Here is a 24,446-nt window from a genome sequence, read left to right on the forward strand (position 1 = left end):
GCAGGAACCGGGAAACGCGCCATGGACGGCATGCCGAGCAACCGCCTCTTCGAGGATCCCGCCGGAATCGACGGGACCTACCGGCTGGAGGACCGCTACGACCGGGCGGAGGGCCAGGTCTACCTGTCCGGCACCCAGGCGCTGGTCCGGCTGCTGCTGCTCCAAGCCGAACGCGACCGGCGGGCGGGGCTGAACACCGCCGGCTTCGTCAGCGGTTATCGCGGCTCGCCGCTGGGCGGGCTGGATCAGGCGCTGTGGCAGGCCCGCGCGCGGCTCGACCGCCACGCCATCACCTTCGTCCCCGGCATCAACGAGGATCTCGGCGCCACCGCCGTGATGGGCAGCCAGCAGGTCGAGGCGTCGGGAGAGGCGACGGTCCAGGGCGTCTTCGGCCTGTGGTACGGCAAGGGGCCGGGGGTGGACCGCGCCGGCGATGCATTGCGGCACGCCAACGCCTACGGCACCTCGGCGCATGGCGGGGTGCTGGCGGTGGCCGGCGACGACCATGGCTGCGTGTCGTCCAGCATGCCGCACCAGAGCGACCTCGCCATGATCGCGTGGTCGATGCCGGTGCTGAACCCGGCGGGCGTGCGCGAGTATCTCGACTTCGGCCTCTACGGCTACGCGTTGTCGCGCTTTTCCGGTTGCTGGGTCGGCTTCAAGGCGATCTCGGAGAGCGTGGAGAGCGCCGCCACCGTCCAATTGCCGCCACTGGACGCCGCCTTCCTTCCGGTGGCGTTCACACCCCCGCCGGGGGGGCTGCACCAGCGCTGGCCCGACCTGCCCAGCCTGCGGATCGAGGAGCGGCTCGCCGCCAAGATCGCGGCGGTGAAGGCCTTCGCCCGCGTCAACCGCATCGACCGCACCGTGCTTGGCCACCGTTCGGGCGAGGGGGCCGGCTGGCTGCGCATCGTCACCACCGGCAAGGCGCATCTCGACCTGATGGAGGCGTTGCGGCTGCTCGGCATCGGCGCGCGCGAGGCGGCGGAGATCGGGCTGTCGGTCCACAAGATCGGGCTGTCCTGGCCGCTGGAGCCCGACGGCATCCTGGCCTATGCGCGCGGCGCCGAGGAGATCCTGGTCGTCGAGGAGAAGGCCCCGGTCGTCGAGGACCAGTTGAAGGCCCTGCTCTACCATCTTCCCAACGGCGAGCGCCCGCGCGCCCTGGTCGGCAAGACCGACGAGCTGGGCGCCCCGCTGCTGCCCGCCACCGGGGAACTGCGCCCCTGGATCGTCGCCCGCGCGCTGGTGGAACGCATCCGCCACCGCTTTCCCGAGCGCGACCTGTCCGACCGGCTGGCGGGGCTGCTCCCGGCCGAGCCTCCATCCGCCCCGGCGGCAATGGCGAACGCGGTGCGCACGCCCTATTTCTGCTCCGGCTGCCCGCACAACACCTCCACCCGCGTGCCCGAGGGCAGCAAGGCGATGGCCGGGATCGGCTGCCACTTCATGGCCTCCTGGATGGACCGCTCGACCGGCGGCCTCAGCCAGATGGGCGGCGAGGGCGTGGCCTGGGTCGGTCAGGCCCCCTTCTCCACCCGCCCGCACATGTTCCAGAACCTGGGCGAGGGCACCTATTTCCATTCCGGCATCCTGGCGATCCGGCAGGCGGTGGCCGCCGGGGTCAACATCACCTACAAGATCCTGTTCAACGACGCCGTCGCCATGACCGGCGGCCAGCCGGTGGACGGCCCGATCTCGGTCGAGGCCATCACCCGGCAGTTGAACGCCGAGGGCGTCGCCCGCATCGCCGTGGTCAGCGACGCGCCGGACAAATACGGCACCTGCGCCGGTCTCGCCCCCTTCACCACGGTGCACCACCGCGACGACCTCGACGCCGTGCAACGCGAGTTGCGCGACCTCCCCGGCGTCACCGCGCTCGTCTACGAGCAGACCTGCGCCGCCGAGAAGCGGCGGCGCCGCAAGCGCGGCACCCTGCCCGACCCGGCCCGCCGGGTGGTGATCAACGATCTGGTCTGCGAGGGCTGCGGCGACTGCGGCCGCAAGTCCAATTGCCTGTCGGTGCAGCCCAAGCCGACCGAGTTCGGCCTGAAGCGCCGGATCGAGCAATCGAGCTGCAACAAGGATTATTCCTGCGTCGAGGGTTTCTGCCCCAGCTTCGTCTCGGTGATGGGAGGGACCTTGCGCAAGCCCGACCCGGCGACGGTGGAGGCGCGCTTCGCCGAGGCGCTGGCCGCCCTGCCCCACCCGCTGCGCGCCGTCGCCGAGGATCCGACGGAGATCCTGCCCTCGGAAATTCTGATCGTCGGCGTCGGCGGCACCGGGGTCGTCACCATCGGCGCCCTGCTCGCCATGGCCGCGCATCTGGAGGGCAAGGCGGCCTCGGTGCTGGACTTCATGGGATTCGCGCAGAAGGGCGGCGCGGTCTACAGCTTCCTGCGGGTGGCGCGCGACGCGGCGCGGCTGAACCAGGCGCGCATCGATCCCGACCGTGCGCAGCTCGTGCTGGCCTGCGACACGGTGGTCGCGGCCTCGCCCGACGCGCTGCGCACGGTGGCGCGGGGGCGGACGTGGGTGGTCGCCAACGCCCATGTGACGCCGACCGGGGCCTTCACCCGCGACGCCTCGGCCCTGCCCGATTCCGGCGCCCTGCTGCGGGGCCTGCGCCGCGCCGCCGGGGACGACCGGGTCGAGACGGTGGACGCGAACCGCGCGGTCACCGCCCTGTTCGGCGACGGCATCCTCGCCAACGTCTTCCTGCTGGGCTTCGCCTTCCAGAAAGGACTGCTGCCGGTCGGGCTGGAGGCGCTGGAGCGCGCCATCGACCTGAACGGCACCGGGGCCGCCGCCAACCGGCGCGCCTTCGCCTTCGGCCGGCTGGCCGCGCACCGGCCCGACGCGCTGGCGGGGCTGGGCGCGGAGGAGGCGCCCGCCACCGAACTCTCCACCATCGTCGAGCGACGGATCGCCTTCCTCGCCGACTACCAGGACCGCGCCTACGCCGACCGCTACCGCGCCTTGGTCGAACGCGCCAAAGCGGCGGAGGCGCGGGTGTCCCCCGGCTCGACCGCGCTGGCCGAGGCGGTGGCGCGCAGCGCCTTCGCGCTGATGGCCTACAAGGACGAGTACGAGGTGGCCCGCCTGCACAGCGACCCGGCTTTCCGCCGCAGCCTGGAGGAGCGGTTCGAGGGCGACTGGAAACCGGTCTTCCACCTTGCCCCGCCGCTGCTGGCGCGCGGGCTCAACGCGGCGGGCGAGCCGCGCAAGATGGCGCTCGGCGGCTGGATCCTGCCGGTCTTCCGAGGGCTGGCGGCGCTGAAGCGGCTGCGGGGCACCGCGCTGGATCCCTTCGGCCACACGGCCGAACGCCGGATGGAGCGCGCCCTGATCGCCCGCTACGAGGCGACGGTGGCGGGCATCGTCGAGACCCTGTCGGCGGAGAAACTGGGAATCGCCATCGAACTGGCCGCCTTGCCCCAGGAGATTCGCGGCTTCGGCCCGGTCAAGCGGCGCGCGGTGGAAGCGGTCGAGCCGCGCTGGCGGGCGCTGGAGGAGCGGTTGCGGAGCGTTCGTCCGATGGCGGCCTGACAAGGCCGGCGCCCAAGCGGGATTGGGAAGGCCCAATCCCGGCGTGGCGCGGCCTGTTTCAGGTCAATGAAGCGTCGAGGGCGCGGCTTGAGGCGCCGTCAGGGGCTCCTCGCGCGGCCGCCCGATTCCGAGAAGCTGGTAGAGGGCAAGCGCGGCGATCGTCGCCGTGCCGATCCCGCCGATGGAGAACCCGCCGGCCGAGACGGTGAAGTTGCCGGCACCAAGCACCAGCGTCACGCCGACCGTGATGAGGTTGCGCGGATCGGAGAAGTCGACGCGGTTGTCGACCCACAGACGGACCATCGCCGCGGCGATCAGGCCGAAGACGATGGTCGCGAGCCCGCCCAGCACCGGGGCCGGGATCGTCCGCAGCAGGGCGCCGAACTTCGGCGAGAAGCCGAGAAAGATCGCGGCGACCGCGGCGATGACGAAGATGAGCGTCGAGAAGACGCGCGTGACGGCCATCACCCCCATGTTCTCGACATAGGTCGTCACCCCCGTGCCGCCGCCGCTTCCCGAGACGATCGTCGCCAGACCGTCGCCGATGAAGCCGCGGCCGATGAAGCGGTCCAGGTTGCGCCCGGTCATGGCGCCGATGGCCTTGATGTGGCCGAGGTTCTCGGCGACGAGGATGAAGGCGATGGGGGCGACGAGGGCCATGGCCGCGGGCTCGAACGTCGGCGTGTGGAACGCCGGCATGCCGAACCAGGGGGCGGCGGCCAGCTCCGCGAAGCTCACGGGCGGCAGGAGACCGAACCCGTTCGCCAGGACGAGATAGAAGGCGTACCCGGCCGCGATGCCGGCAAGGATCGAGAGCCGCCGGATGGCGAGCGGCGCGTAGACCGCGATGAGAGCCGTGGCGAGCAGCGTGAACAACGCCACGAGGGTGTGTGGCCCCGTCCCTTCGATCCCCTTGACGGCGACCGGCGACAGATTGAGGCCGATCGCGGCCCCCACCGCTCCGGTCACGGCCGGCGGCATCAGACGCTCGATCCAGCCGGTGCTGGTGTAGGTCACGAGCAGGCCGATGAGCGTGTAGAGCACGCCGGCCGCGATGATGCCGCCCAGCGCCGGTCCGATGTTCGGGTTGGGGCCCTGGCCGCCGTATCCCGTCACGGCGATCACCACGGCGATGAACGAAAAGGAGGAGCCGAGATAGCTCGGCACGCGTCCGGCGGTGAGCACGAGGAACAGCAGCGTGCCGATGCCGGAAAACAGAATCGCGAGGTTTGGATCGAACCCCATCAAGAGCGGTCCAAGGATGGTCGAACCGGACATGGCAACGAGATGCTGGATGCCGAGTGTCACGGTCGAGCCCCAGGGAAGCCGCTCATCCGGCTGGACGACGGGGCCTGCCGCAAGCGACCAGCGCGGGAAAAAATCAGCCATGAAGGTTCTGTCCGAAGCTGTGAGGGTCAAGGTGCCCTTGTTGCCGGGGAAATTGCCCGGAAAACGCAGGCACCGTCAACGTGTCGGCACCGCTTGCGAGGCCGACCGCCCGATGCGGCCCGGCCAATGCCGGGTTTGGGAGGGTGCCGCCGCCATGAAGCCGGTCAAACGTTAAACGGCCCAGACGCCAAATAGATTGAAGTGGCCGGTGTGGCGAACGAAATAGGATCGATGAGCACAGAGAAACTCCGCACCCAATACGCCGCCTTGCCCTACCGGTTCCTGGCGAACCGCCTCGAGGTGCTTCTGATCACGTCGCGGGAAACGCGGCGTTGGATCATTCCGAAGGGCTGGGCCGAGAAGCGGGTCAAGCCACGCGACATGGCGGCCCGGGAGGCGTTCGAGGAAGCGGGCATCCGCGGCAAGGTCAGCAAGCATCCGGCCGGCTCGTACCGTTACCACAAACGTCTGGCGGCGGACCGTACCGTGGAGTGCGAAGTCATCGTCTATCTGCTGGACGTCCGGGAAGAACTGGTGGAGTGGCCGGAGCGGTCCGAGCGCGACCGCTGCTGGATGCCTCCGGAGCAGGCCGTGGCCTCCATCAGCGAATCCGGGCTGGTCCCGCTGCTTCTGGACCTGGGCCGCCCCGCGGCTTCGGCAGCCCCGGACGCGTCCTGACCGGAACCGGGCCCGCGATCACGGCAACTGGATGGCCGATCGCCATTGCTGCAAGAAACGTTCGCGCTTCAAGGGGTCGAGGAAAACCAGCAAGGCCGGGCTGAGGGCGATGGGCTGCAACGGAGCCGCCATGCTGGCGGAGCGCAGCGTCGGTGGGTTGGCCTCCCTCTCGACCGAGGAGGGAATGGCCTGGAGAGCGAAACGAGCCGCGACCGCCTGCTGCCCCCGCGTGGAGAGCAGGTAATCGATGAACCGGCCGGCCATCTGCGGACGGGACGCCGATTTCGGGATCACGGCCACCCGCGAGATGACCAGGGTGTAATCCTCGGGCATCACGATGCCGATGGGCGCCCCCGCCGCCGCACGCGCCCGCGCATAGGAACCCAGCACGTTGTAGCCGATCAGAACCTCGCCCCGCTCCACCATGTCGAGGATGTCGGCGGTGCAGCAGGCCAGCCGCACCTGGACGCTGCCCATCATCGCCACGAGCTGCCAGAACTGGCTGAACAGATGGGCGTCGTGGGCGGCCAGCAGATGGCCGATCCCGCTGCTGGTCACGTCATAGGTGGCGATCCGCCGGTCGTAACGCGCCGGATCCTCGCGCAGGAGCCGGATCAGCGCGTCGCGCGTGCGCGGCACCTCGTCCTCCGACAGCCGGTTGCGGTCGTAGGCGATCACCGCCGGCTCGAACGTGAAGCCGAAGGCCTCGTTCCGCCAGTTGGCCCAAGCCGGCACCAGCTCCTCGCCGGCCGGCGTGTGGGGCTGTGTGTGGCCGTCGTTGACCAGCTTCACCTGGAGGTCCGCCGCCGAACTGATCAGCAGGTCCGGCCGCCCGTCCCCGCCGCCGCTCATGGGTTGGGCATCGCCGTTCACGGCGTGGGTGTAGAGTTCGGCCGTCCCCATCTCCACATATTCGACCGTGACATCCGGATGGAGCCGCTGAAAATCCAGAACCAGCGGTTCCATGGCCTCTCGGTCGGTGGCCGCATGAATGCGCAGCCGGTCGCCTTCGGTGCCGGGCGCGGAGTAGGTGATCGTCTGCGCCGCCGATGCCCAAGGCGACCAGAACAGCGGCCAGACCAGAACGAGCAGGGCGATGGCCAGCGGCAGGGTGCGTCCGCCGCCCAAGGAACCGCTCAGGGGGGAACCGCTCAGGGGGGAACCGCCCAGGGGCGAACCGCTCAAGGGGCCGGCCAAGGCATCCGAGGCTTCCTTGCCAAAGGAGGAGGGCGGAAAATCGATCCGCGCGATCAGCCCGCCGCCGGGCCGGTCGAGCAGGGCCAGGGCGGCGCCGTGCGCCTCCGTCACGGAATGGACGATGGCCAGCCCAAGCCCGCTGCCGGCCACGCCGGACGCCGAGCTGCCCCGGCCGAAGCGCGCCAGCACCCCCCGCTTTTCCGCATCCGGGACGCCGGGTCCATGGTCGGCGACGTCGAGCCGCAGCCCCCGGTCGCCGGGCCGCCGCGTCAGGGACACGTCGATGGCACCGGCGGCGCCGGCGTATTTGACCGCGTTGTCGATCAGGTTGGTCAGGGCCTCGCGCAGGCTGATGGCGTCGCCGGGAACCACCGCCGGCTCCAGCGCGTGGTCGATCTCCAGGCGGATCGGCGTCTCCCCGGCGACGGCCTCGGCCCGCTGGATCACCTGCTGCAGCAAGGCGCCGAGATCGACCGGCTCGGGCTTCAGCGCCTCGCTCCTGTGCATCACCATGGCGTGGTTGAGAAGCTGGCTGGTCAGCTGGCTGGCGTCCACGGCGTTGCGGTGGACGCGCTGGGCGATGCGGCGCAGCGCGGCGGGATCCTCCTCCTCCGCCGCCAGCTCGGCCTGGAGGCGCAGGCTGGCGAGCGGCGTGCGGATCTGGTGCGCCGCGTCGGCCAGGAAGGTCTGCATGGTGTCCAGGTTGGCCTTCAGCCGCTCCATCAGCTGGTTGATGGCGTGGACCAGCTGCGACACCTCCTGGGGCGGCGGCATGGCGATGGGGGAGAGGTCGTGCGCGCGCCGTTCGCGGATGATGCGCTCCAGCGACCCGAGCGGGGCCAGTGCCTGCCGGACCCCGATCCAGATCAGCCCGGCCCCGGCCAGCATGGCGAAGGCGATCGGCAGGAAGGCGTTGGCGAGGATGTCGCGGGCCAGCGCGTGCCGCTCCTCGCGCGTCTGGGCGACGGCGATCGTCACCCAGCCGGCCGAACCCGGTTGCGCCACGAAACGGCCGAGCGTGGCGACGCGGACGGGCTCGTTCCGGTAGATGGCGTTCCGGAAGCCGGGCACCGCTCCCTGCCCCGCCCCCTGATCCTCCCCCTGATCCGCCTTGCCCCCCGCCTTGCCCGTCACCGGAAGGTCGTCGTAGCCGGTGATCGGCGTCCCGTCCGGCGCGGTGATGCGGTAGAACAGCCGGTCCCGCCCGCCCTGGGCGAGGATGCTGAGGGACGAATAGGGCAGATCGACGAGAACCCGGCCATCCTGGACGCGCACCGTGTCGGCGATGGCCAGGGCGGAGGCCAGCAGCAGGCGGTCGAAGGCGGCGTCGGCGGCGCGCTGCGCGTAGGCGTCGACGAACAGGAACAGGCCGCCGGTCAGCGCCGCCAGCACGCCGAACAGCCGGACGAACAGACGCCGGCGCAGCGAATAGCCTTCAATCGGCCGAGCGGATGTCGGCCACATAACCCAACCCACGGACGGTGCGCAGCTCCAGGGACGATCCCTGCATCTTGCGCCGGAGACGCGACACATACAACTCGATCGCGTTCAGCGCGGTCGGCTGGTCCAGGCTGAACAGGCGGTCCATCAGCTCCTCCTTCGCCATGACGGCGCCGAGGTTGGCGAGGAACAGTTCGAGCAGCCGGAACTCGCGGCCGCCGAGATCGACCGGACGGCCGTCCACCAGCACCTTCTTCGCCGCCGCGTCGAAGACGAGATTCCCGAACTCCACGCGCGACGACACCATGCCGTGCGACCGGCGCAGCAGCGCCCGGCAGCGCGCCTCCAGCTCGCGCAGGTCGAAGGGCTTGACGATGAAGTCGTCGGCCCCGAGGTCCAGCAGGTCGATCTTCACGTCCACCTGCGAGCGGGCGGTCATCATCAGCACCGGGGTGGCGTTGCGGCGCCGGCGCAGGCGGGTCAGCACCGCCTGCCCGTCCAGGCCCGGCAGCATGATGTCGAGCAGGACGAGCTGGTATTGCGCCTGCACCAGCAACTCCTCCGCCTCGTCGCCGCTCGCCACCCAGTCCACGGCGTAACCCAGCTTGCGCAACCGGTGGACGATGGCGTCGGCCAGATCCTCTGTGTCCTCGACCACGAGAATGCGCATGGGTCATCCCTCCGTGCCGTGGCGCCCGCGCGTCAATGGGCCATCAGGATCGGCAGGCCGGACGGCTCGCGCAGCATGTCGAGCGTGACGCCGCCCCACACCCGCTCGCGGACGCGGCTGTGGCCGTAGGCGCCCATCACCAGCAGGTCGCAGCCGAGGTCCCGGGCGTCGTCCAGCAGCGCCCGGCTGACCGCCTGGCCGGAGACCGCCATGCGGTGCTGGACGGCGGCGACGCCGTGCAGGGCCAGATAGCGGCCGAGCCGCTCCGGATCGGCCACCCGGCCCGGATCGGCCGAGCCGGTGGAGAGGATGACCACCTTGTCCGCCCGGTGCAGGAAGGGCAGAGCCATGGCGACCGCGCGCGCCGCCGCCGAGCCGCCGTCCCACGCGACCGCGACGGCGGTGCCGACCGAGGCCGGCTCCGGCAGGGGGGCGAGCAGCAGCGGCCGGCCGGAGCCGAACAGCGCCGCCTCGATCACCGGCCCCATGGCGTTGGTGCCGTCGGACGCCTGGGCGATGACGACGAGGTCGGCCAGCCGGGCCTCGTCGGCGACGGTTTCCGCCAGCGGGCCGGTCGCCTGCCGCCAGGACGCCGACAGCCCGCCTCCTCCCGGTTTGCCGGCGGGATCCGGCTTCGCATCGGGCGCCGCGTCGCTTTGGAGGCCGCCGTGGCGCGCGCGGAACTCGTCGAACAGCCGGTGCGCCCCGTCGACCACCGCGCTCTGCTCGGCCTGCCCGATGCGGATGAGCTGTTCGGCCAGCGCCTTGGGAATGGCCGCGCTTTCGACCGAGCTGCGGATCTCGACCTGCGGCATGACGCTGAGCCCCTCGACATGGGCGGCGAACCGTTCGGCGACCAGGAAGGCGGCGGCCACCGCGCGGCGGTCCAGCGGGCGCCCGGTGAGGGGCACGAGGATTTTCTTCATCGGTCAGGCTCCCTGAAACAGCCACGCGGTGTGCTGGAGGACTTCCCGGCTGCCGCGCCAGATCATGTCGAGGGCGACGTAGGTGATGATCGCCAGGCCGACCCAGCCGATCCAGCGGTGCTTGTGCAGCAGGTGGGCGATCATGTTGGCGGCTGCCCCCATCAGCACGACCGACAGGACCAGCCCGATCACCAGGATGGTCGGGTGGTCCTTGGCGGCGCCGGCCACCGCCAGCACGTTGTCGAGCGACATCGACACGTCCGCCACCACGATCTGCCAGATCGCGGCGCCCACCGTGGTGGCCCCGGCGGCGACCGCGGCACCGGTGCCGACGGCGCCCGCGCCGCCGGCCGCCGGAACGTCGGGCGCTTCGAGCGCCTCGTCGGGCGCCACCTCGTCCCGGCCGTGGGTGCTCAGCTCGCGGTACATCTTCCAGCACACCCACAGCAGCAGCACGCCGCCGGCCAGCGTCAGGCCGATGATCGCCAGAAGCTGGGTGGTGATGAGGGCGAAGAAGATGCGCAGCACGATCGCCGCGGCGATGCCCCAGAAGATCACCTTTCTGCGCTGGGCCAGCGGCACCGCGGCGGCGGCCATGCCGACCACGATGGCGTTGTCGCCGGCCAGCACCAGATCGATGGCGACGACCTTCCCCAGGGCGACCAGCTGCGGCCAGAGATCGAGGCTTTCCATACGTCCGTCCTTTGCGCGTCAGTCTTCTGCGATGATCGAATCAGAGCGCCGGGGTGGTGCCGGAACGACCGGCGGCCTTGTTCGCGGCAGCCTTCTCCGCCGCCTTCTCCGCCATGCGCTGGCGGTGGCGCAGCACCATCGGCCCGGCGACCAGAAGCACGGCGACGGCGAGCAGCGCCGCCGAGATCGGGTGGGTGACGAAGACGCTGGCGTCGCCCTGGCTGATCGCCAGCGCCCGGCGGAACTGCTGCTCGGCCAGCGGACCGAGGATCAACCCGACCACGCAGGGCGCCACCGGGACGTTGAGCACCCGCATGCCGAAGCCGACCAGCCCGATGACCCACAGGATCACCAGATCGACGACGTTGTTGTTCAGCGTGTAGGCGCCCAGCGTCGAGAAGACCAGGATGCCGGCGTAGAGCCACGGGCGCGGGATGAGCAGCAGCTTCACCCACAGCCCGACCAGCGGCAGGTTGAGCAGCAGGAGCAGCACGTTGCCGATGTAGAGGCTGGCGATCATGCCCCAGACCAGCTCGGGGTTGCTGTCGAACAGCGTCGGGCCGGGTTGCAGGCCGTATTGCTGGAAGGCCGCCAGCATGATGGCCGCCGTGGCGGAGGTCGGCAGGCCGAGCGACAGCAGCGGCGCCAGCACCCCGGCGGCGGACGCGTTGTTGGCGGCCTCCGGCCCGGCCACGGCCTCGATGGCGCCGTGGCCGAACTCCTCCGGCCTCTTCGCCAGACGCTTCTCGACGAGGTAGGACAGGAAGGTCGGGATCTCGCTGCCGCCCGCCGGCAGCGCGCCGATGGGGAAGCCCAGAAGCGTGCCGCGCAGCCACGGCTTCCACGAGCGCGACCAGTCCTCCCGGCTCATCCATTTGGAGCCCTTGAGCGCGTAGATCTCCTCGGTCTCGAAGCGGAAGCGCGAGGCGACGTAGAGCGTCTCGCCGACGGCGAACAGCCCGACCGCGACGACCACGGTGTCGATGCCGTCCAGCAGTTCCGGCACGCCGAAGGCCAGCCGCGCCTGCCCGGTCTGCATGTCGATGCCGACCAGGCCCAGCGCCAGCCCGAGGAACAGGCTGCCCAGGCCGCGCGCCAGCGAATCGCCCAGCACGGCGGTGACCGTGGTCAGCGCCAGCACCATCAGCGCGAAATACTCGGCCGGGCCGAACAGCAGCGCCATCTTGACCATCAGCGGGGCGACGAAGGTCAGCGCCACGGTGGCGATGGTGCCGGCGACGAAGGAGCCGATGGCGGCGGTCGCCAGCGCCTGGGCGCCGCGCCCCTGGCGGGCCATGGCGTGGCCGTCGATGGCGGTGACGATGCTGCCGGATTCGCCCGGCGCGTTCAGCAGGATCGAGGTGGTCGAGCCGCCGTACATGGCGCCGTAATAGATGCCGGCGAACATGATGAAGGCCGAGGTCGGCTCCAGATGGTAGGTCACCGGCAGCAGCAGGGCCACGGTCAGCGCCGGGCCGATGCCGGGAAGGACGCCGACGGCGGTGCCCACCGTCACGCCGATCGCCGACCATAGGAGATTGTACGGCGTGAGCGCCACGAGGAAGCCGTGGCCGAGCGCGGCGAGGGTGTCCATGGGTGTGATGGCCTTTCGTGCAGACCCGCCGCGTGGTCACGCGAGGGGCGTTTCCGTCCCGTTTCTTTTCCGCCCGGATGCGTCCTCCGGGGAGGGGGAAGCCTATTCGTCCGGCGCGAACCACTCGACGACGCTGCCGGACGGCAGGTTGAGGTCGAGGCCGTAGTTGAAGACCAGGAAGGTCCCTCCGGCGAGCGCCAGCCCCAGCAACGCGTTGAGCGCAAGCCGCCGGCTGCCGAAGGCGCGCGCCACCGCGACGAACAGCAGGGTGGCGGACGGGATCCAGCCGAGGAACTCGATCAGCAGGAACTGGGCGACCAGCCCGCCGGCGACGAAGGCCACCGCCGCGCCGTCCATCTCGAACCCGCCCTGGTGCGCGACGGGACCGGCGACGGCCTCGCGCAGCAGCGACAGCGCGACCAGCACCAGCCCGCCGGCGACCAGGTAGGGGAAGAGGGCCGGGCCGACGACGCTGCGGCCGGTGGACGGCGTCAGCATCGTCTCGACGGCGATCAGGATTCCCAGGGCGAGCAGGCCGCCGCCGAGCAAAGCCTCCCCGACCCGCAGGGTGCGGCCAGTGGTCATCGGTGTCCTCCCGTGTTCTCTTCGCTTTTGCCGTGGCCGGCGGGCGCCGCGCCGTACTAAGGGCGCCCGCGCGGCGCCGTCACTGCACCAGCCCGATCTCCTTGAGCGTTCCCTCGATGCGGGAACGCTCCTCCTTCAGGAAGGCGCCGAACTGGTCGGCCGGCTGGTACTGGTCGATCCAGCCCCGCTGCTTCAGGATCTCCTTCCATTCGTCGCTGGCGACGACCTTGGCCACCGCCTCCTCCAGCTCCTTGCGCTCCGCCGGCTTGGCGCTGGCCTGGGCGAAGACGCCGCGCCAGTTGACGAATTCCAGATCGACGCCCTGCTCCTTCAGCGTCGGCGTGTCGGTGCCGGGCAGGCGCTGCGGCGACGACACCGCGATGGCGCGCAGCTTGCCGGCCTGGAACTGCGGGGCGAATTCGTTGTAGCCGCCCATGCCCAGCGTGACGTGGCCGCCCAGCGCCGACGCCAGCAGCTCGCCCCCGCCGGCGGTGGCGACGTAATTCACCTTGGCGGGATCGACGCCGACGGCCTTGGCGATCAGCCCGGCCAGGATCTGGTCGCTGCCGCCGGCCGAACCGCCGCCCCAGGACACCGAGCCGGGGTCGGCCTTGAATTTCTGGAGGAGGTCGCCGAAGGAGCGGATCGGCGAGTCCGTCGGCACGACGATGGCGGTGTACTCGCCGGTCAGCCGCGCCAGCGGCGCCACCTGGTCGAGCGTGACCGCCGATTTGTTGGTGACGATGGCGCCCAGCATGATCTGCCCGCCGACGAGGACCACGGGCGTGCGCTTCTTGGCGGTGACGAACTGCGCCAGCCCGATGGTGCCGCCGGCGCCGGGGATGTTGGCGACCTGGATGCCCGAGGCCAGCTTCTGGTTCTGGAGCACCTGCTGGAGCGTGCGCGCGTGCTGGTCCCAGCCGCCGCCGGGGCTGGCGGGGGCGATGATCTCCAGCCCCTTGACCTCGGCGAGCGCCGGGCCTGCGACGACCGCCCCGGCCGCGAGAAGGACGGCGAGCGAGGCTTTGAGAAGGTTGGAACGGAAACCCGACGGCTGGACGCGCATGCGATTCCTCCTTGGTCTTGTTATGGTTCGGCGCGATCCGTGCTGGTGGGTTCGAAAGGCGCCGGGCACTCCGCCGAAAGGGCGGGCAAAGGCTTTCCTGTCAGAATGCTGTCAAGAAGCATCGGCTCAACGGCGGCGGCCGGCAAACAGTCCTCACGGGGTACCCCGTCCGGCACGGCCGCCGTGACTTCAGGCCGTCGCTTCAAGCCGTCACTTCACGAGGCCGAGTTCCGTGATGAGGCCCTCGATCCGCGCGCGCTCGTCCTTCAGGAGGGCGGTGAACTGGTCGGACGGCAGGTAGAGGTCGATCCAGCCGCGCTCCTTGGCGATCTGCTTCCACTCGTCCGTCCGGACCATCGCGCCGACCGCCTCGTCGAGGGCCTGCTTGTCCGCCGCCTTCAGACTGCCGGGCGCCATCACCGCGCGCCAGTTGACGAGTTCCACGTCGAGGCCCTGCTCCTTGAAGGTGGGGATGTCCACCCCGGGAACCCGTTGCGGCGCCGAGATGCCCAGCGCCCGCAGCTTGCCGGCCTGAAGTTGCGACGCCAGCTCGTTGTAGCCGCCGGTGGCCACCGTGATGTGGCCGCCCAGGACGGACGCCATCATCTCGCCGCCGGCGCCCGCGGCGATGTAGTTCATCTTGGCGACGTCGCCGCCGATGGCCTTGACGATCAGCCCGTAGAGGATGTGGTCCGGGCTGCCGACCGCGAAGCCGCCCCAGGAGACCGAACCGGGATCGGCCTTGAACTTCGCGATGAGATCGTCGAGCGTCCTGATCGGCGAATCGGCGGCCACGACGATGGGCTGGTACTCGCCGGTCAGGCGGGCCAGCGGCGTCACCTGGTCGAGCGTCACCGGCGATTTGTTGATGAGGATCGCCCCCACCATGCCCAAGCCGCTGATCATGAGGCTGGGGTTGCGCTTCCTGCTCGTCACGAACTGGCTGAGCCCGATGGTGCCGCCCGCGCCTGGAATGTTCATCACTTGGACGTTGGACGCCAGCTTATGGTTCTGCAGGACCTGCTGCATGGCGCGGGCGTGCTGGTCGTACCCGCCGCCCGCGTTGGCCGGGGCGATGATCTCGATCCCCTTGATTTCGGCCGTCTTGTTTTGGGCCGGTGCCGGCGTGGCGAAGAGCGCTCCGGCGGTGAGCGCAGCCGCCGCGAGGATGCCCGTCAGGGATTTACGAACCGCCATGATGTTTCCTCCGCCTCTTTTCCACACGCGTTCGCCGGCCTGCATGTCCGGGAGCGTTGCTTTGCTTGCTTGATTGTTTATCAGGCGAACCTGTCATGGACCTGTCAATCGGTGGCGCCGCGTGTAAAAAATAACGACGCGTGAGGACATCACCACCAATTCGCCGAAGCCGACGCCGCGGCTGGGCGCCATTCGACCGTGAACCCGAAACGATGGCTTTCCTCAAACCGCGATGCGCTTCCCGGCAAGGCAAGCGCGATCCGGCCAATCCCCGTGCCGTCCCCCTCCCGCGAGGGGAGAGGGCTTGTCCGCCATCAGAAAAGCTTCGAGCCGTTGCCTTGCTTGCCAGCCAAAGGCATCAACCGGCCGCCGTCACCTCCGGCGGCGGGGTGCGGTCGAGCTTCGGGGTCATGGTCTCCAGCAGCGGCAGGGCGGCGGCGCCCAGCGCGGCGGTCAGACGGCCGGTGGTGCCGGCGATCACGCGCGGCACGTTCCGGTGGCGCCGGCCGGCGACGGAGGTCGGCAGCGGCTCCAGCGCGGCGATCAGGGCGGCGATGACGCCATCCGGAAGGACGCCGCCGAAGACGATGGCCTCGGGGTCGAACAGGTTCTCCAGCGTGACGATCTGCGGGCCGAGCCGGGCGGCGGCCTCGGCGATCCACGCCGTCACCACCGGATGGCCCTCCCGGTGCAGCCGGGCGATGGCGTCGCTGTCCACGGCGGCGATCCCGGCGGCGGCCAACCGCTCCTCCAGCGCCTGGAGGGAGGCGTACTGCTCCAGACAGCCCCGGTTGCCGCAGGCGCAGGAACGGCCGCCGGCCTCGACGACGACATGGCCGATCTCCCCGGCGTTGCCGAAGGCCCCGCCGAACGGCCGCCCGTCGATCATGATGCCGAGCCCGAGCCCCTGGCCGAAATAGAGGTGGCAGAAGTTGCGCAGGCTCCGCGCCGCGCCGTGCAGCCGCTCGCCCACGGCGGCGGCGGTGGCGTCGTTGCCGAGCAGCACCGGCTCGCCCAACTCCGCCTCCGCCAGCGCGGCCTCGATCAGCGCCGCCGGGTCGAGCCCGTCCCAGCCCCCCAGCGTGGTCGGCCCGCCGGGGATCAGTCCGTCCACCCCGAACGGCCCCGGCATGACGACGCCGACCCCGAGCAGGGCCGAGCGGCGGATCGAGTCGGTGGCGCGGATGGCGGCGACCTCGCCCGCGATGAGCGGCAGGACATGGGCCGGATCGGTGGCGGCGATGGACCGCTCGCGCTGGGCGCGCAGCCGCCCGGCGAGATCGACCGCCAGCGTGGTCAGGCGGTGCGCGCCGATCTCGATGCCCAGCGTCACGCCGCCGTCCGGGTTGACCGCGAATTGGATCGGCGGCTGCCCGCGCCCGCTGCGCCGCCGGCCGTCCTCGACCAGCAGTCCCTCGGCCAGCAGTTCGCCGACGATGTTGGACACCGCCTGCGCTGTCAGGTGGGCGATCCGCGCGATGTCGGTGCGGCCGAGCGGGCCATGCAGGCGGACGGCCTCCAGGACGACCCGGCGGTTGTGCGACCGGCTGCGTCCGGGGTTGTTGCCGATGGCGTGCGATGCCGGCGTCATAAGGTCCTCGCGGCGTGGTGCGGAGCCATCGGCCCGGGACTGAGGATGCGGTCGTCTCATAAATAACTCAAGTTAGTTATCTTATTGACAGGGTCGGCGGGGCTGGGTCACTTTTGTGTCAGCGGCGCGGCAGCAGCGACCGTGGGTGAACCAACAACGCTCGCAGGCCCGGCCTCGCGCCGCCGGCCCCGATGGAGGTGACGCATGCGGATGTCGAAACGGATTGCCGGAAATTCCTTCACCAAAAAGCTCCTCGCCGGTGCGGCCTTCGGAATCGGGCTGACGCTCGCCGGACAGGCCGGGGCCGTCGAGATCGAGTATTGGCAGTACATCTTCGACACCCGCGTCAAGGCGATGGACCAGTTGATCGGCAAGTTCCAGGCCGCCAACCCCGACATCAAGGTCAAGCAGACCACCTTCCCCTACGCCGACTACCAGACCAAGGTCTCGGCCGCCGTCGCCGCCGGCAACGGTCCCGACGTGGTCCAGCTCTTCTACGGCTGGCTCGACGGCTTCGTCGCCGCCAAGCTGATCCAGCCGTTGCCCAAGGACGTCTTCCCAGGCGCCGCCATCGAGGCCGACTTCTTCCCCATCGTCTCGGCGATGAAGCGCGGCGAGGATTACTACGGGCTGCCGACGGCGGTGCGCTCGCTGGCTCTGTTCTACAACAAAAAGCTGCTGGCCGACGCCGGGCTCGATCCGAACACGCCGCCCAAGACCCTCGACGACCTCGTGACCATGGCGGAGAAGACCGTCAAACGCGACGGCGCCGGCAACATCACGTCCGAGGGCTTCGCGCTGGACATGGCCGGGCAGGACCACCAGTGGTGGCGCGAGGTGCTGGTGCGCCAGTTCGGCGGCGCGCCCTACGCCGAGGGCGACCGCAAGGTGACCTACGGCGACGCGGCCGGGGCCAAGGCGCTCGCCTTCTACACCGACCTCCAGCTCAAGCAGAAGGTCGGCCAGCTCGGCTTCATGGACGAGGCGCAGGCCGCCTTCAAGGCCGGCAAGGCGACCTTCACCATCGACGGCACCTTCCGCCTCGGCGCCTTCTCCGCCATCAAGGGCTTCGAGTGGGGGGTGGCCGAACTGCCGGCCAACGCGCAAGGCGTGCGCAGCAACTACGCCAGCTACTTCGCCAACGCCATCACCGCCAAGGCCGAGGGCGAGAAGAAGGCGGCCGCCGCCAAGTTCCTCGCCTACCTCTCCTCGCCCGAGGCGATGGAGGTCTGGCTGAAGGTGGTGGGCGAGCTGCCGGCGCGCCGCGCCGTGGCGCTGACCGACGCCAACCTCGCCAACCCGATCCACGGCCCCTTCCTGGCCGGGCTGACCAACGCCCACACCACCATGTTCGTGGACGAGGCCGCGCAGCGGCAGATCACCATGGACATGGTCAACCGCGTCCTGCTCCAGGGCCAGAGCCCGGCCGACGCCGTGGCCGCCGCCGCCACGGCCGAGCAGGCGCTGATCGACCGCGTGACCAAGAAGTGACGAGGCTGGACATGCATGAGGCTCCGGCAACGCCTGGAACGGAGAGGAGAGCCGGCCGCCTGTCGGACCGGCTGACCCTCTCCGCCAAGCGCGTGCTGTGGGCGTGGCTGTTCCTGGCGGTGCCGGTGGTCTTCTACGGGGCGATCCGGTTCTGGCCGACGGCGGAGGCCTTCTGGATCTCCTTCACCGACTGGAACCTGCTGCGCCCCGCCCAGTTCGTCGGGTTGGACAACTACCGGCGCCTGCTCGCCGACCCGTTGTTCTGGAAGGTGTTCGCCAACACCTTCCTCTACCTGATCCTGGGCACGCCGGTCAGCCTCGTGCTGTCCTTCGCCATCGCCTACCATCTCGACCGCGTGCGCTTCCTGCACGGCTTCCTGCGCGCGCTGTACTTCCTGCCCTTCCTGACCACCGCCGTGGCGATGGCCTGGGTCTGGCGCTACTTTTTCCAGCCGGTGCCGATCGGGCCGATCAACAACCTGCTGGCCTCGCTCGGCCTGCCGGCGCAGCCCTTCCTGCGCTCGACCCTCCAGGCGCTGCCGACCATCCTGGTCCCGGCGGTGTGGGCCGGCATGGGCTTCCAGATCATCATCTTCCTGGCCGGGCTGCGCGCCATCCCGACCTCCTACTACGAGGCGGCGCGCATCGACGGCTTGAGCGAGCGCGCCATCCTGTGGCGCATCACCCTGCCGCTGCTGAAGCCGACGCTGGTCTTCCTGGTGGTGTTCGCCTCGATCGGCTTCCTGCGCATCTTCGACTACGTCTACAACATGAACACCAACGATCCCGGCGGGCCGCTCGATTCGACCAAGCCGCTGGTGATCATGATCTACCAGACCGCCTTCAAGTCCTACGACGTCGGCTACGCGTCGGCCCAGACGGTGGTGCTGTTCCTGATCCTGCTGGCGATCTCCCTGCTCCAGCTCCGGCTGATGAGGCAACCGACATGACGGCGCTTTCGAAGGCCCGCCCCGGCCGGGTGGTGGCCTGGACCCTGCTGTTCCTCGGCGGAATCGTCATGGTGACGCCGATCCTGTTCATGTTCTCGACCTCGCTGAAGGATTCCTCCCAGGTCTTCGACCTGCGGCTGGTCCCGGCCGAGCCGACGCTGGACAATTACCGGACCATCCTGGAGGACGGGCGCTTCCTGCGCTGGTTCCTCAACTCGCTGTTCATCGCCGTGCTGGCGACGGTGTCCAACGTCTTCTTCGACGGGCTGGTCGGCTACACGCTGGCCAAGTTCCGCTTCCCCGGCCGCCGGCTGGTGTTCCTCGCCATCCTGTCGACGCTGATGATCCCGACCGAGATGCTGGTGATCCCCTGGTACCTGATGGCGAGCCGCTTCGGCTGGCTCGACAGCTATTGGGGCATCGTCTTCCCCGGCCTGATGACCGCCTTCGGCACCTTCCTGATGCGCCAGTTCTTCGAGACCGTGCCCGACGATTTCCTGGAGGCGGCGCGCATCGACGGGCTGAACGAGTTCACCATCTGGTGGAAGGTGGCGATGCCGCTGGTGACGCCGGCCCTGTCGGCGCTGGCGATCTTCACCTTCCTCGGCAACTGGACGGCCTTCATCTGGCCGCTGATCGTCTCCACCCGCGCCGAGATGTTCACCCTGCCGGTCGGGCTGTCGAGCTTCTCGGTCGAGCAGTCGGTGGCCTGGGAGATGATCATGACCGGGGCGGCCATCGCCACGCTGCCGACGCTCCTCGTCTTCCTCGTTCTGCAACGCTTCATCGTGCGCGGCGTCATGCTGGCCGGATTGAAAGGGTGATCGCCATGTCCGACCCACGCAGCCTCGACCCACGCAGCGCGGACGACAGCCGCTTTCCCGACCCCGTCTACAAGGAGACGGTGCTGCGCCCGCTGTTCGACGGCGCCAAGGCGGCGCATGTCGAGGGCTTCCGCGCCATCGACCGCGCGCATCTGGTGATGCTGGCCGAGACCGGCATCCTCGACCGGCCGACCGCCCAGGCCATCGCCCGGGCGCTGGAGGCCATCGACCGCGAGATCGACGTGCCCGCCCTGACCTACACCGGCGAGGTCGAGGACTTCTTCTTCCTGATCGAGAAGGAGCTGAAGACCCGGCTCGGCCCCGACGTCGCCGGGCGGCTGCACACCGCGCGCTCGCGCAACGACATCGACCACACCCTGTTCAAGCTGGCGCTGAAGGACCGCATCGACGGCTTCCTCGCCCGTGCCTTCGCGCTGGCCGAGACGCTGCTGCGCGTCGCCCGGCGCGACCGCGACACGCCCATCGTCGCCTACACCCACGGCCAGCCGGCGCAGCCCTCCACCTTCGGCCATTACCTGTCGGCGGTGATCGAGGTGGTGCTGCGCGACACCGCCCGCATGGCGGCGGCGCGCGGCATCGTCGACCGCTGCCCGATGGGGGCGGCGGCGATCACCACCTCGGGCTTCCCGATCGACCGCGCGCGGATGGCCGAGCTGCTCGGCTTCGCCCGGCCGCTGGAGAATTCCTACGGCTGCATCGCCGCCGTCGATTACGTGACCTCCACCTATTCGGCGCTGGAGCTGTTCGCGCTGCATCTCGGCCGGCCGATCCAGGATCTCCAGGTCTGGACCTCCTTCGAGGTCGGGCAGGTCTACGCCCCCAACGCCTTCGTGCAGATCAGCTCGATCATGCCGCAGAAGCGCAACCCGGTGCCGATCGAGCATCTGCGCCACCTCGCCTCGCAGACGGCGGCGCGCGCCCACGCGGTCGTCACCATCATGCACAACACCCCCTTCACCGACATGAACGACAGCGAGGGCGAGTCCCAGGGCTTCGGCCACGAGGCCTTCGCCCAGGCCGACCGGGTGCTGGCGCTCTACACCGCGCTGATCGAGGCGGTGCGCATCGACCCCGCCAAGGTCGCCCGCAACACGCGACGGAGCTGCATCACCATCACCGAGCTGGCCGACAGCCTGGTGCGCCGCGAGGGTCTGTCCTTCCGGCAGGCGCACGAGATCGCCGCCGCCGTCGCCCGCGCCGTGGTGGCGGTGGAGGGCGACATCGGGACCGACGGCTACGCGCCGTTCCGCGCCGCCTTCGCCCAGGCGACGGGCCGGGAAAGCCTGCTGTCCGCCGAGGACTACGCCGGCGTCGTCTCGGTCGAGCATTTCATCGCCGTGCGCGACCGGCTGGGCGGCCCCGCCCCGGCGGCGCTCGACGCCGCCTTCGCCCGCTACGAGGCCGAGCTTGCCGCGCTGAAGACCACGGCGGCAGCCGACGCCGAACGCGAGCGCGACGCCGCCAAACGCCGCGCCGCCGGCTTCGCCGCCCTTCTCGGAGACTGATCCCATGGCCACGATCGCGTTGGAAAAGCTGGTCAAGCGCTACGGCCCGGCCACCATCGTCCAGGGAATCGACCTCAGCGTCGCCGAGGGCGAGTTCGTCGTGCTGGTCGGCCCCAGCGGCTGCGGAAAGTCCACGACGTTGCGGATGATCGCCGGACTGGAGGACGCCTCCGAGGGGGTCATCCGCATCGACGGCCGGGTGGTGAACCAGGTCGAGCCGAAAGGCCGCAACATCGCGATGGTGTTCCAGAACTACGCCATCTACCCGCATGTGACGGTCGCCGAGAACATTGGCTTCGGGCTCTACACCAGCAAGCTGCCGAAGGCGGAGAAGCAGGCCCGCATCCAGGAGGTCGCCCGCTCGCTGGGGCTGGAGGCGCTGCTCGACCGCCGGCCGGCGCAGCTTTCGGGCGGCCAGCGCCAGCGCGTGGCGATCGGCCGCGCCATGGTGCGCAACCCCTCGGCCTTCCTGTTCGACGAGCCGCTGTCCAACCTCGACGCCCAGCTGCGCGGCCAGATGCGCATCGAGATCAAGCGGCTGCACCAGAAGCTGGGCGCCACCTCGGTCTTCGTCACCCACGACCAGGTGGAGGCGATGACCATGGCCGACCGCATCGTCGTGATGCGCGAGGGCCGCATCCTGCAGATCGGCGCGCCGATGGAGCTGTACGAGCGGCCGGTCGACGTCTTCACCGCCCGCTTCATCGGCAGCCCGACGATGAACCTGCTGCCCGGCGCGCTGGCCAGCCGCGACGGCGCCGACGGCGTGGCGCTGGAGGACGGCGACGCCTTCGTCCGCCCGCCCATCGCGCTCGTCGGCAACAGGGCGGGCGGTGGCGGACCGAAGGTGCTGCTCGGCGTCCGCCCGCACGATCTGCTCCTGAAGGCGGCGCCGGACAGCGCCGCCTTCACCCTGTCCGGCACCGTCGCCGTCGTCGAGACGCTGGGCACCGAGACGCTGGTCCATGTCGACATCGGCCGCCGCAGCGTCGTCGGGCTCGCCCCCGGCCGGATCGTTCCGTCGCCGGGCCAGCGGGTGACGCTGGCCGCCGACCCGGCGGCGCTGCACCTGTTCGACGCCGCGACGGAACGCGCCTTCCCGCGCCCCCTTCTCCAGCAGCCCTGACCCCATGCCGAACGCCGACACCCACGGGATCCTGTGCCTCGGGCGCCTCTATTGCGACCTGCTGTTCACCGGCCTCGCCGAGATGCCCGAACTCGGGCGGGAGCGCTTCGCCGGGGGGTTCGCCCTCTCGGCCGGCGGCGGCGGCTACATCACCGCCGCGCATCTGGCGGCGCGCGGTCGCCCGGCCTTCCTTGCCAGCCGCCTCGGACTCGACGCGCTGTCCTGCGCGCTGGAGGCGGAGCTGGCGGCCAGCGGCGTCGACCTCGGCCACCTTGAACGCTCCGCCGAAGCCGGGCCGCAGCCGACCGTCGCCCTGGTGCAGGGCAGCGAGCGGGCCTTCGTGTCGCGCCGCGCCGGCACCGCGCGGCCGGCGACGCTTGACGCCGCCCTCGCCGACCGGCGCGTCCGCCACCTGCACATCGCCGAATACGCCACGCTTCACGAGATCCCCGGCCTCGTCGCCCAAGCCAAGGCCCGCGGCCTGTCGGTGTCGCTCGACCCGAGCTGGGACGACGCGCTGATCCGAGACCCCGGCCTGCTGGCGGCCTGCGCCGGAATCGACCTGTTTCTTCCCAACGAGGAGGAGTTGCGGGCGATCACCGGCCGCGCCGACGTCCAGGACGGGCTCGACCGCCTCGCCGACGCCTTTCCCCTGACGGTGGTGAAGCGCGGCGGAGACGGCGCGGTGCTGGCCGGAGCCGGCGGCCTGCGGCTGTCGATGGCGGCGGAGACGGTCCCCGTGGTGGACACCACCGGGGCCGGCGACGCCTTCAACGCCGGCTTCCTGGACGCTTGGCTCGACGGCTACGGCCACCGGGCCTGCCTTGCGGCGGCGATCGCCACCGGCAGCGCCTCGGTCGGCCGTACCGGCGGCGCCCCACGCCCTGACGCTTCGCCTTGACGACGGGATGCGACCGATGACGACCGCGCAATCGCTGATGCTGACCGAGACCAACGAGTCGCCCGCCGTGGTCGCGGCCCTGCTCGACCGCGAGGCGGCGGTCTTCGCCGAGATCGCCCGCCTGTTCGCGGCGCGGCGCCCGACGGTGGTGACCACCGCCGCGCGCGGCTCGTCCGACCACGCCGCGACCTTCTTCAAATACCTGATGGAGATCCGGACGGGCATCCCCGTCGCCTCGATCGGCCCCTCGGTCGCGTCGGTCTACGGCGCGCCCCTGCGTCTCGACGACGGCGTCCACGTCACCGTCTCGCAATCGGGAGCGAGCCCGGACATCGTGGCGCTCCAGGCCGCCGCCAAGCGCGGCGGCGCCGTCACCGTCGCCGTCGTCAACGTCACCGACAGCCCGCTCGCCCGCGAGGCCGATCTCGTGCTGGCGCTGCACGCGGGGGCCGAGCGCAGCGTCGCCGCGACGAAATCCTTCATCGCCACCGGCGCGGCGCTCGCCGCCATGGTCGCCGCCGTTGCCGGGGACGACGCGCTGCGCCATGGCGTCGGCGCGTTGCCCGGCGCGCTGGCCGCCGCGACCGCCGTCGACACCACGGACATCGCCGACACGCTGGCCGTCGCGACCTCCTTCTACACCGCCGGGCGCGGCCCCGGTTACGCCATCGCGCTGGAGGCGGCGCTGAAGGCCAAGGAAACCACCGGAATCCACGCCGAGGCCTTCTCCTTGGCGGAGCTGATGCACGGGCCGCTGCGGTTGGTGGGGGCCGGCTTCCCCGTCGTCGCCTTCGTTCCCGACGATGCGGCCTTCGATCACAACCGGCAGGCCCTGGACCGGCTGGCGGCCCTCGGCGCCGTCGCTCGGCCGCTGTCGGCATCCCCCCTGCCCGGCTCCGGCGGCGCGGTTCCGACGACCGGTTCCGGCCTGATCGACCCGCTGGTGTCGATCGCCTGCTATTACCGGATGATCGAAGCCGTGGCCCGCCGCAAGGGCCTCGACCCCGACCGGCCGGCCAACCTGTCCAAGGTGACGGCGACGACCTGACCCGA

General features: G+C 70.6%; 19 protein-coding genes. 9 read left to right on the forward strand and 10 right to left on the reverse strand.

The features are described from left to right. Positions 1-21 precede the first annotated feature (21 nt). Positions 22-3,549, forward strand: coding sequence for an indolepyruvate ferredoxin oxidoreductase family protein (locus EJ913_RS17730; RefSeq protein WP_127000265.1), 3,528 nt, complete (start codon positions 22-24; stop codon positions 3,547-3,549). 63 nt (positions 3,550-3,612) lie between these two features. On the opposite strand, the gene EJ913_RS17735 is transcribed toward EJ913_RS17730, so the two are convergent. Then, the gene (locus EJ913_RS17735) at positions 3,613-4,968 is read right to left on the reverse strand and encodes a solute carrier family 23 protein (protein WP_244939398.1); all 1,356 of its coding nucleotides are present in this window, start codon (positions 4,966-4,968) and stop codon (positions 3,613-3,615) included. A gap of 201 nt (positions 4,969-5,169) precedes the next feature. Between EJ913_RS17735 and EJ913_RS17740 the strand changes: the two genes are divergently transcribed. After that, positions 5,170-5,616, forward strand: a complete 447-nt coding sequence (locus tag EJ913_RS17740) for an NUDIX hydrolase (RefSeq protein ID WP_127000267.1) — start codon at positions 5,170-5,172, stop codon at positions 5,614-5,616. An 18-nt stretch (positions 5,617-5,634) separates the two neighbouring features. Here EJ913_RS17740 and EJ913_RS17745 read toward each other — a convergent pair whose 3' ends face one another. From EJ913_RS17745 to EJ913_RS17785, 9 genes are all read right to left on the reverse strand, one after another. Continuing rightward, positions 5,635-8,277 carry a sensor histidine kinase gene (locus EJ913_RS17745; RefSeq protein ID WP_127000269.1) on the reverse strand — a complete coding sequence of 881 codons (2,643 nt, stop codon included), beginning with the start codon at positions 8,275-8,277 and terminating at the stop codon, positions 5,635-5,637. Beyond that, complete coding sequence (locus tag EJ913_RS17750; RefSeq protein ID WP_127000271.1) at positions 8,249-8,923, reverse strand: response regulator transcription factor; 675 nt, start codon at positions 8,921-8,923, stop codon at positions 8,249-8,251. Before EJ913_RS17750 ends, EJ913_RS17745 begins: the two co-directional genes overlap by 29 nt. 32 nt (positions 8,924-8,955) lie before the next feature. Next, positions 8,956-9,849 (reverse strand): universal stress protein, encoded by an 894-nt coding sequence (locus tag EJ913_RS17755; protein WP_127000273.1) that lies wholly within the window; start codon positions 9,847-9,849, stop codon positions 8,956-8,958. Between the two features lie 3 nt (positions 9,850-9,852). Further along, entirely contained in the window at positions 9,853-10,542 is a 690-nt protein-coding gene (locus EJ913_RS17760) for a TerC family protein (protein ID WP_127000275.1), read from the reverse strand. Positions 10,543-10,582: 40 nt separating this feature from the next. Next, on the reverse strand, positions 10,583-12,136 hold the full coding sequence (locus EJ913_RS17765) for a tripartite tricarboxylate transporter permease (protein ID WP_127000277.1): 1,554 nt from the start codon (positions 12,134-12,136) through the stop codon (positions 10,583-10,585). Positions 12,137-12,238: 102 nt separating this feature from the next. Beyond that, positions 12,239-12,721: a tripartite tricarboxylate transporter TctB family protein gene (locus EJ913_RS17770; protein ID WP_127000279.1), complete on the reverse strand. Its 483-nt coding sequence runs from the start codon at positions 12,719-12,721 to the stop codon at positions 12,239-12,241. A 79-nt stretch (positions 12,722-12,800) separates the two neighbouring features. Continuing rightward, entirely contained in the window at positions 12,801-13,787 is a 987-nt protein-coding gene (locus tag EJ913_RS17775) for a Bug family tripartite tricarboxylate transporter substrate binding protein (protein WP_127000281.1), read from the reverse strand. 210 nt (positions 13,788-13,997) lie between these two features. Next, positions 13,998-14,984, reverse strand: a complete 987-nt coding sequence (locus EJ913_RS17780; RefSeq protein ID WP_127000283.1) for a Bug family tripartite tricarboxylate transporter substrate binding protein — start codon at positions 14,982-14,984, stop codon at positions 13,998-14,000. A gap of 358 nt (positions 14,985-15,342) precedes the next feature. Then, on the reverse strand, positions 15,343-16,575 hold the full coding sequence (locus EJ913_RS17785; RefSeq protein ID WP_127000285.1) for an ROK family transcriptional regulator: 1,233 nt from the start codon (positions 16,573-16,575) through the stop codon (positions 15,343-15,345). Positions 16,576-16,779: 204 nt separating this feature from the next. On the opposite strand from EJ913_RS17785, the gene EJ913_RS17790 reads away from it, so the two are divergent. Genes EJ913_RS17790 through EJ913_RS17820 form a run of 7 tightly spaced genes read left to right on the forward strand, consistent with a single transcriptional unit; the run spans position 16,780 to position 24,441 of the window. Further along, positions 16,780-18,066: an extracellular solute-binding protein gene (locus tag EJ913_RS17790; RefSeq protein WP_211098980.1), complete on the forward strand. Its 1,287-nt coding sequence runs from the start codon at positions 16,780-16,782 to the stop codon at positions 18,064-18,066. 11 nt (positions 18,067-18,077) lie between these two features. After that, a complete protein-coding gene (locus EJ913_RS17795) occupies positions 18,078-19,016 on the forward strand; it encodes a carbohydrate ABC transporter permease (RefSeq protein ID WP_127000287.1) in 939 nt (312 codons plus the stop codon). After that, positions 19,013-19,840, forward strand: a complete 828-nt coding sequence (locus tag EJ913_RS17800) for a carbohydrate ABC transporter permease (protein WP_127000289.1) — start codon at positions 19,013-19,015, stop codon at positions 19,838-19,840. Before EJ913_RS17795 ends, EJ913_RS17800 begins: the two co-directional genes overlap by 4 nt. 5 nt (positions 19,841-19,845) lie before the next feature. Beyond that, positions 19,846-21,366, forward strand: coding sequence for an argininosuccinate lyase (locus EJ913_RS17805; protein WP_127000291.1), 1,521 nt, complete (start codon positions 19,846-19,848; stop codon positions 21,364-21,366). Positions 21,367-21,370: 4 nt separating this feature from the next. Next, positions 21,371-22,492, forward strand: a complete 1,122-nt coding sequence (locus EJ913_RS17810; RefSeq protein ID WP_127000293.1) for an ABC transporter ATP-binding protein — start codon at positions 21,371-21,373, stop codon at positions 22,490-22,492. A gap of 4 nt (positions 22,493-22,496) precedes the next feature. After that, positions 22,497-23,393, forward strand: coding sequence for a carbohydrate kinase family protein (locus tag EJ913_RS17815; RefSeq protein ID WP_127000295.1), 897 nt, complete (start codon positions 22,497-22,499; stop codon positions 23,391-23,393). A gap of 16 nt (positions 23,394-23,409) precedes the next feature. Further along, the gene (locus EJ913_RS17820) at positions 23,410-24,441 is read left to right on the forward strand and encodes an SIS domain-containing protein (protein ID WP_127000297.1); all 1,032 of its coding nucleotides are present in this window, start codon (positions 23,410-23,412) and stop codon (positions 24,439-24,441) included. Positions 24,442-24,446 lie beyond the last annotated feature (5 nt).

The sequence above is a fragment of the Azospirillum doebereinerae genome, from assembly GCF_003989665.1.
Lineage (GTDB): Bacteria > Pseudomonadota > Alphaproteobacteria > Azospirillales > Azospirillaceae > Azospirillum > Azospirillum doebereinerae.

Excerpts from the sequence above, each read along its gene's own strand:
- EJ913_RS17755 (WP_127000273.1), bottom strand. The coding sequence starts at position 9,849 with ATGAAGAAAATCCTCGTGCCCCTCACCGGGCGCCCGCTGGACCGCCGC.
- EJ913_RS17805 (WP_127000291.1), top strand. The coding sequence starts at position 19,846 with ATGTCCGACCCACGCAGCCTCGACCCACGCAGCGCGGACGACAGCCGC.
- EJ913_RS17820 (WP_127000297.1), top strand. The coding sequence starts at position 23,410 with ATGACGACCGCGCAATCGCTGATGCTGACCGAGACCAACGAGTCGCCC.
- EJ913_RS17795 (WP_127000287.1), top strand. The coding sequence starts at position 18,078 with ATGCATGAGGCTCCGGCAACGCCTGGAACGGAGAGGAGAGCCGGCCGC.
- EJ913_RS17740 (WP_127000267.1), top strand. The coding sequence starts at position 5,170 with ATGAGCACAGAGAAACTCCGCACCCAATACGCCGCCTTGCCCTACCGG.
- EJ913_RS17800 (WP_127000289.1), top strand. The coding sequence starts at position 19,013 with ATGACGGCGCTTTCGAAGGCCCGCCCCGGCCGGGTGGTGGCCTGGACC.
- EJ913_RS17785 (WP_127000285.1), bottom strand. The coding sequence starts at position 16,575 with ATGACGCCGGCATCGCACGCCATCGGCAACAACCCCGGACGCAGCCGG.
- EJ913_RS17760 (WP_127000275.1), bottom strand. The coding sequence starts at position 10,542 with ATGGAAAGCCTCGATCTCTGGCCGCAGCTGGTCGCCCTGGGGAAGGTC.
- EJ913_RS17775 (WP_127000281.1), bottom strand. The coding sequence starts at position 13,787 with ATGCGCGTCCAGCCGTCGGGTTTCCGTTCCAACCTTCTCAAAGCCTCG.
- EJ913_RS17745 (WP_127000269.1), bottom strand. The coding sequence starts at position 8,277 with ATGTGGCCGACATCCGCTCGGCCGATTGAAGGCTATTCGCTGCGCCGG.
- EJ913_RS17790 (WP_211098980.1), top strand. The coding sequence starts at position 16,780 with ATGCGGATGTCGAAACGGATTGCCGGAAATTCCTTCACCAAAAAGCTC.
- EJ913_RS17780 (WP_127000283.1), bottom strand. The coding sequence starts at position 14,984 with ATGGCGGTTCGTAAATCCCTGACGGGCATCCTCGCGGCGGCTGCGCTC.
- EJ913_RS17815 (WP_127000295.1), top strand. The coding sequence starts at position 22,497 with ATGCCGAACGCCGACACCCACGGGATCCTGTGCCTCGGGCGCCTCTAT.
- EJ913_RS17770 (WP_127000279.1), bottom strand. The coding sequence starts at position 12,721 with ATGACCACTGGCCGCACCCTGCGGGTCGGGGAGGCTTTGCTCGGCGGC.
- EJ913_RS17750 (WP_127000271.1), bottom strand. The coding sequence starts at position 8,923 with ATGCGCATTCTCGTGGTCGAGGACACAGAGGATCTGGCCGACGCCATC.
- EJ913_RS17730 (WP_127000265.1), top strand. The coding sequence starts at position 22 with ATGGACGGCATGCCGAGCAACCGCCTCTTCGAGGATCCCGCCGGAATC.
- EJ913_RS17810 (WP_127000293.1), top strand. The coding sequence starts at position 21,371 with ATGGCCACGATCGCGTTGGAAAAGCTGGTCAAGCGCTACGGCCCGGCC.
- EJ913_RS17765 (WP_127000277.1), bottom strand. The coding sequence starts at position 12,136 with ATGGACACCCTCGCCGCGCTCGGCCACGGCTTCCTCGTGGCGCTCACG.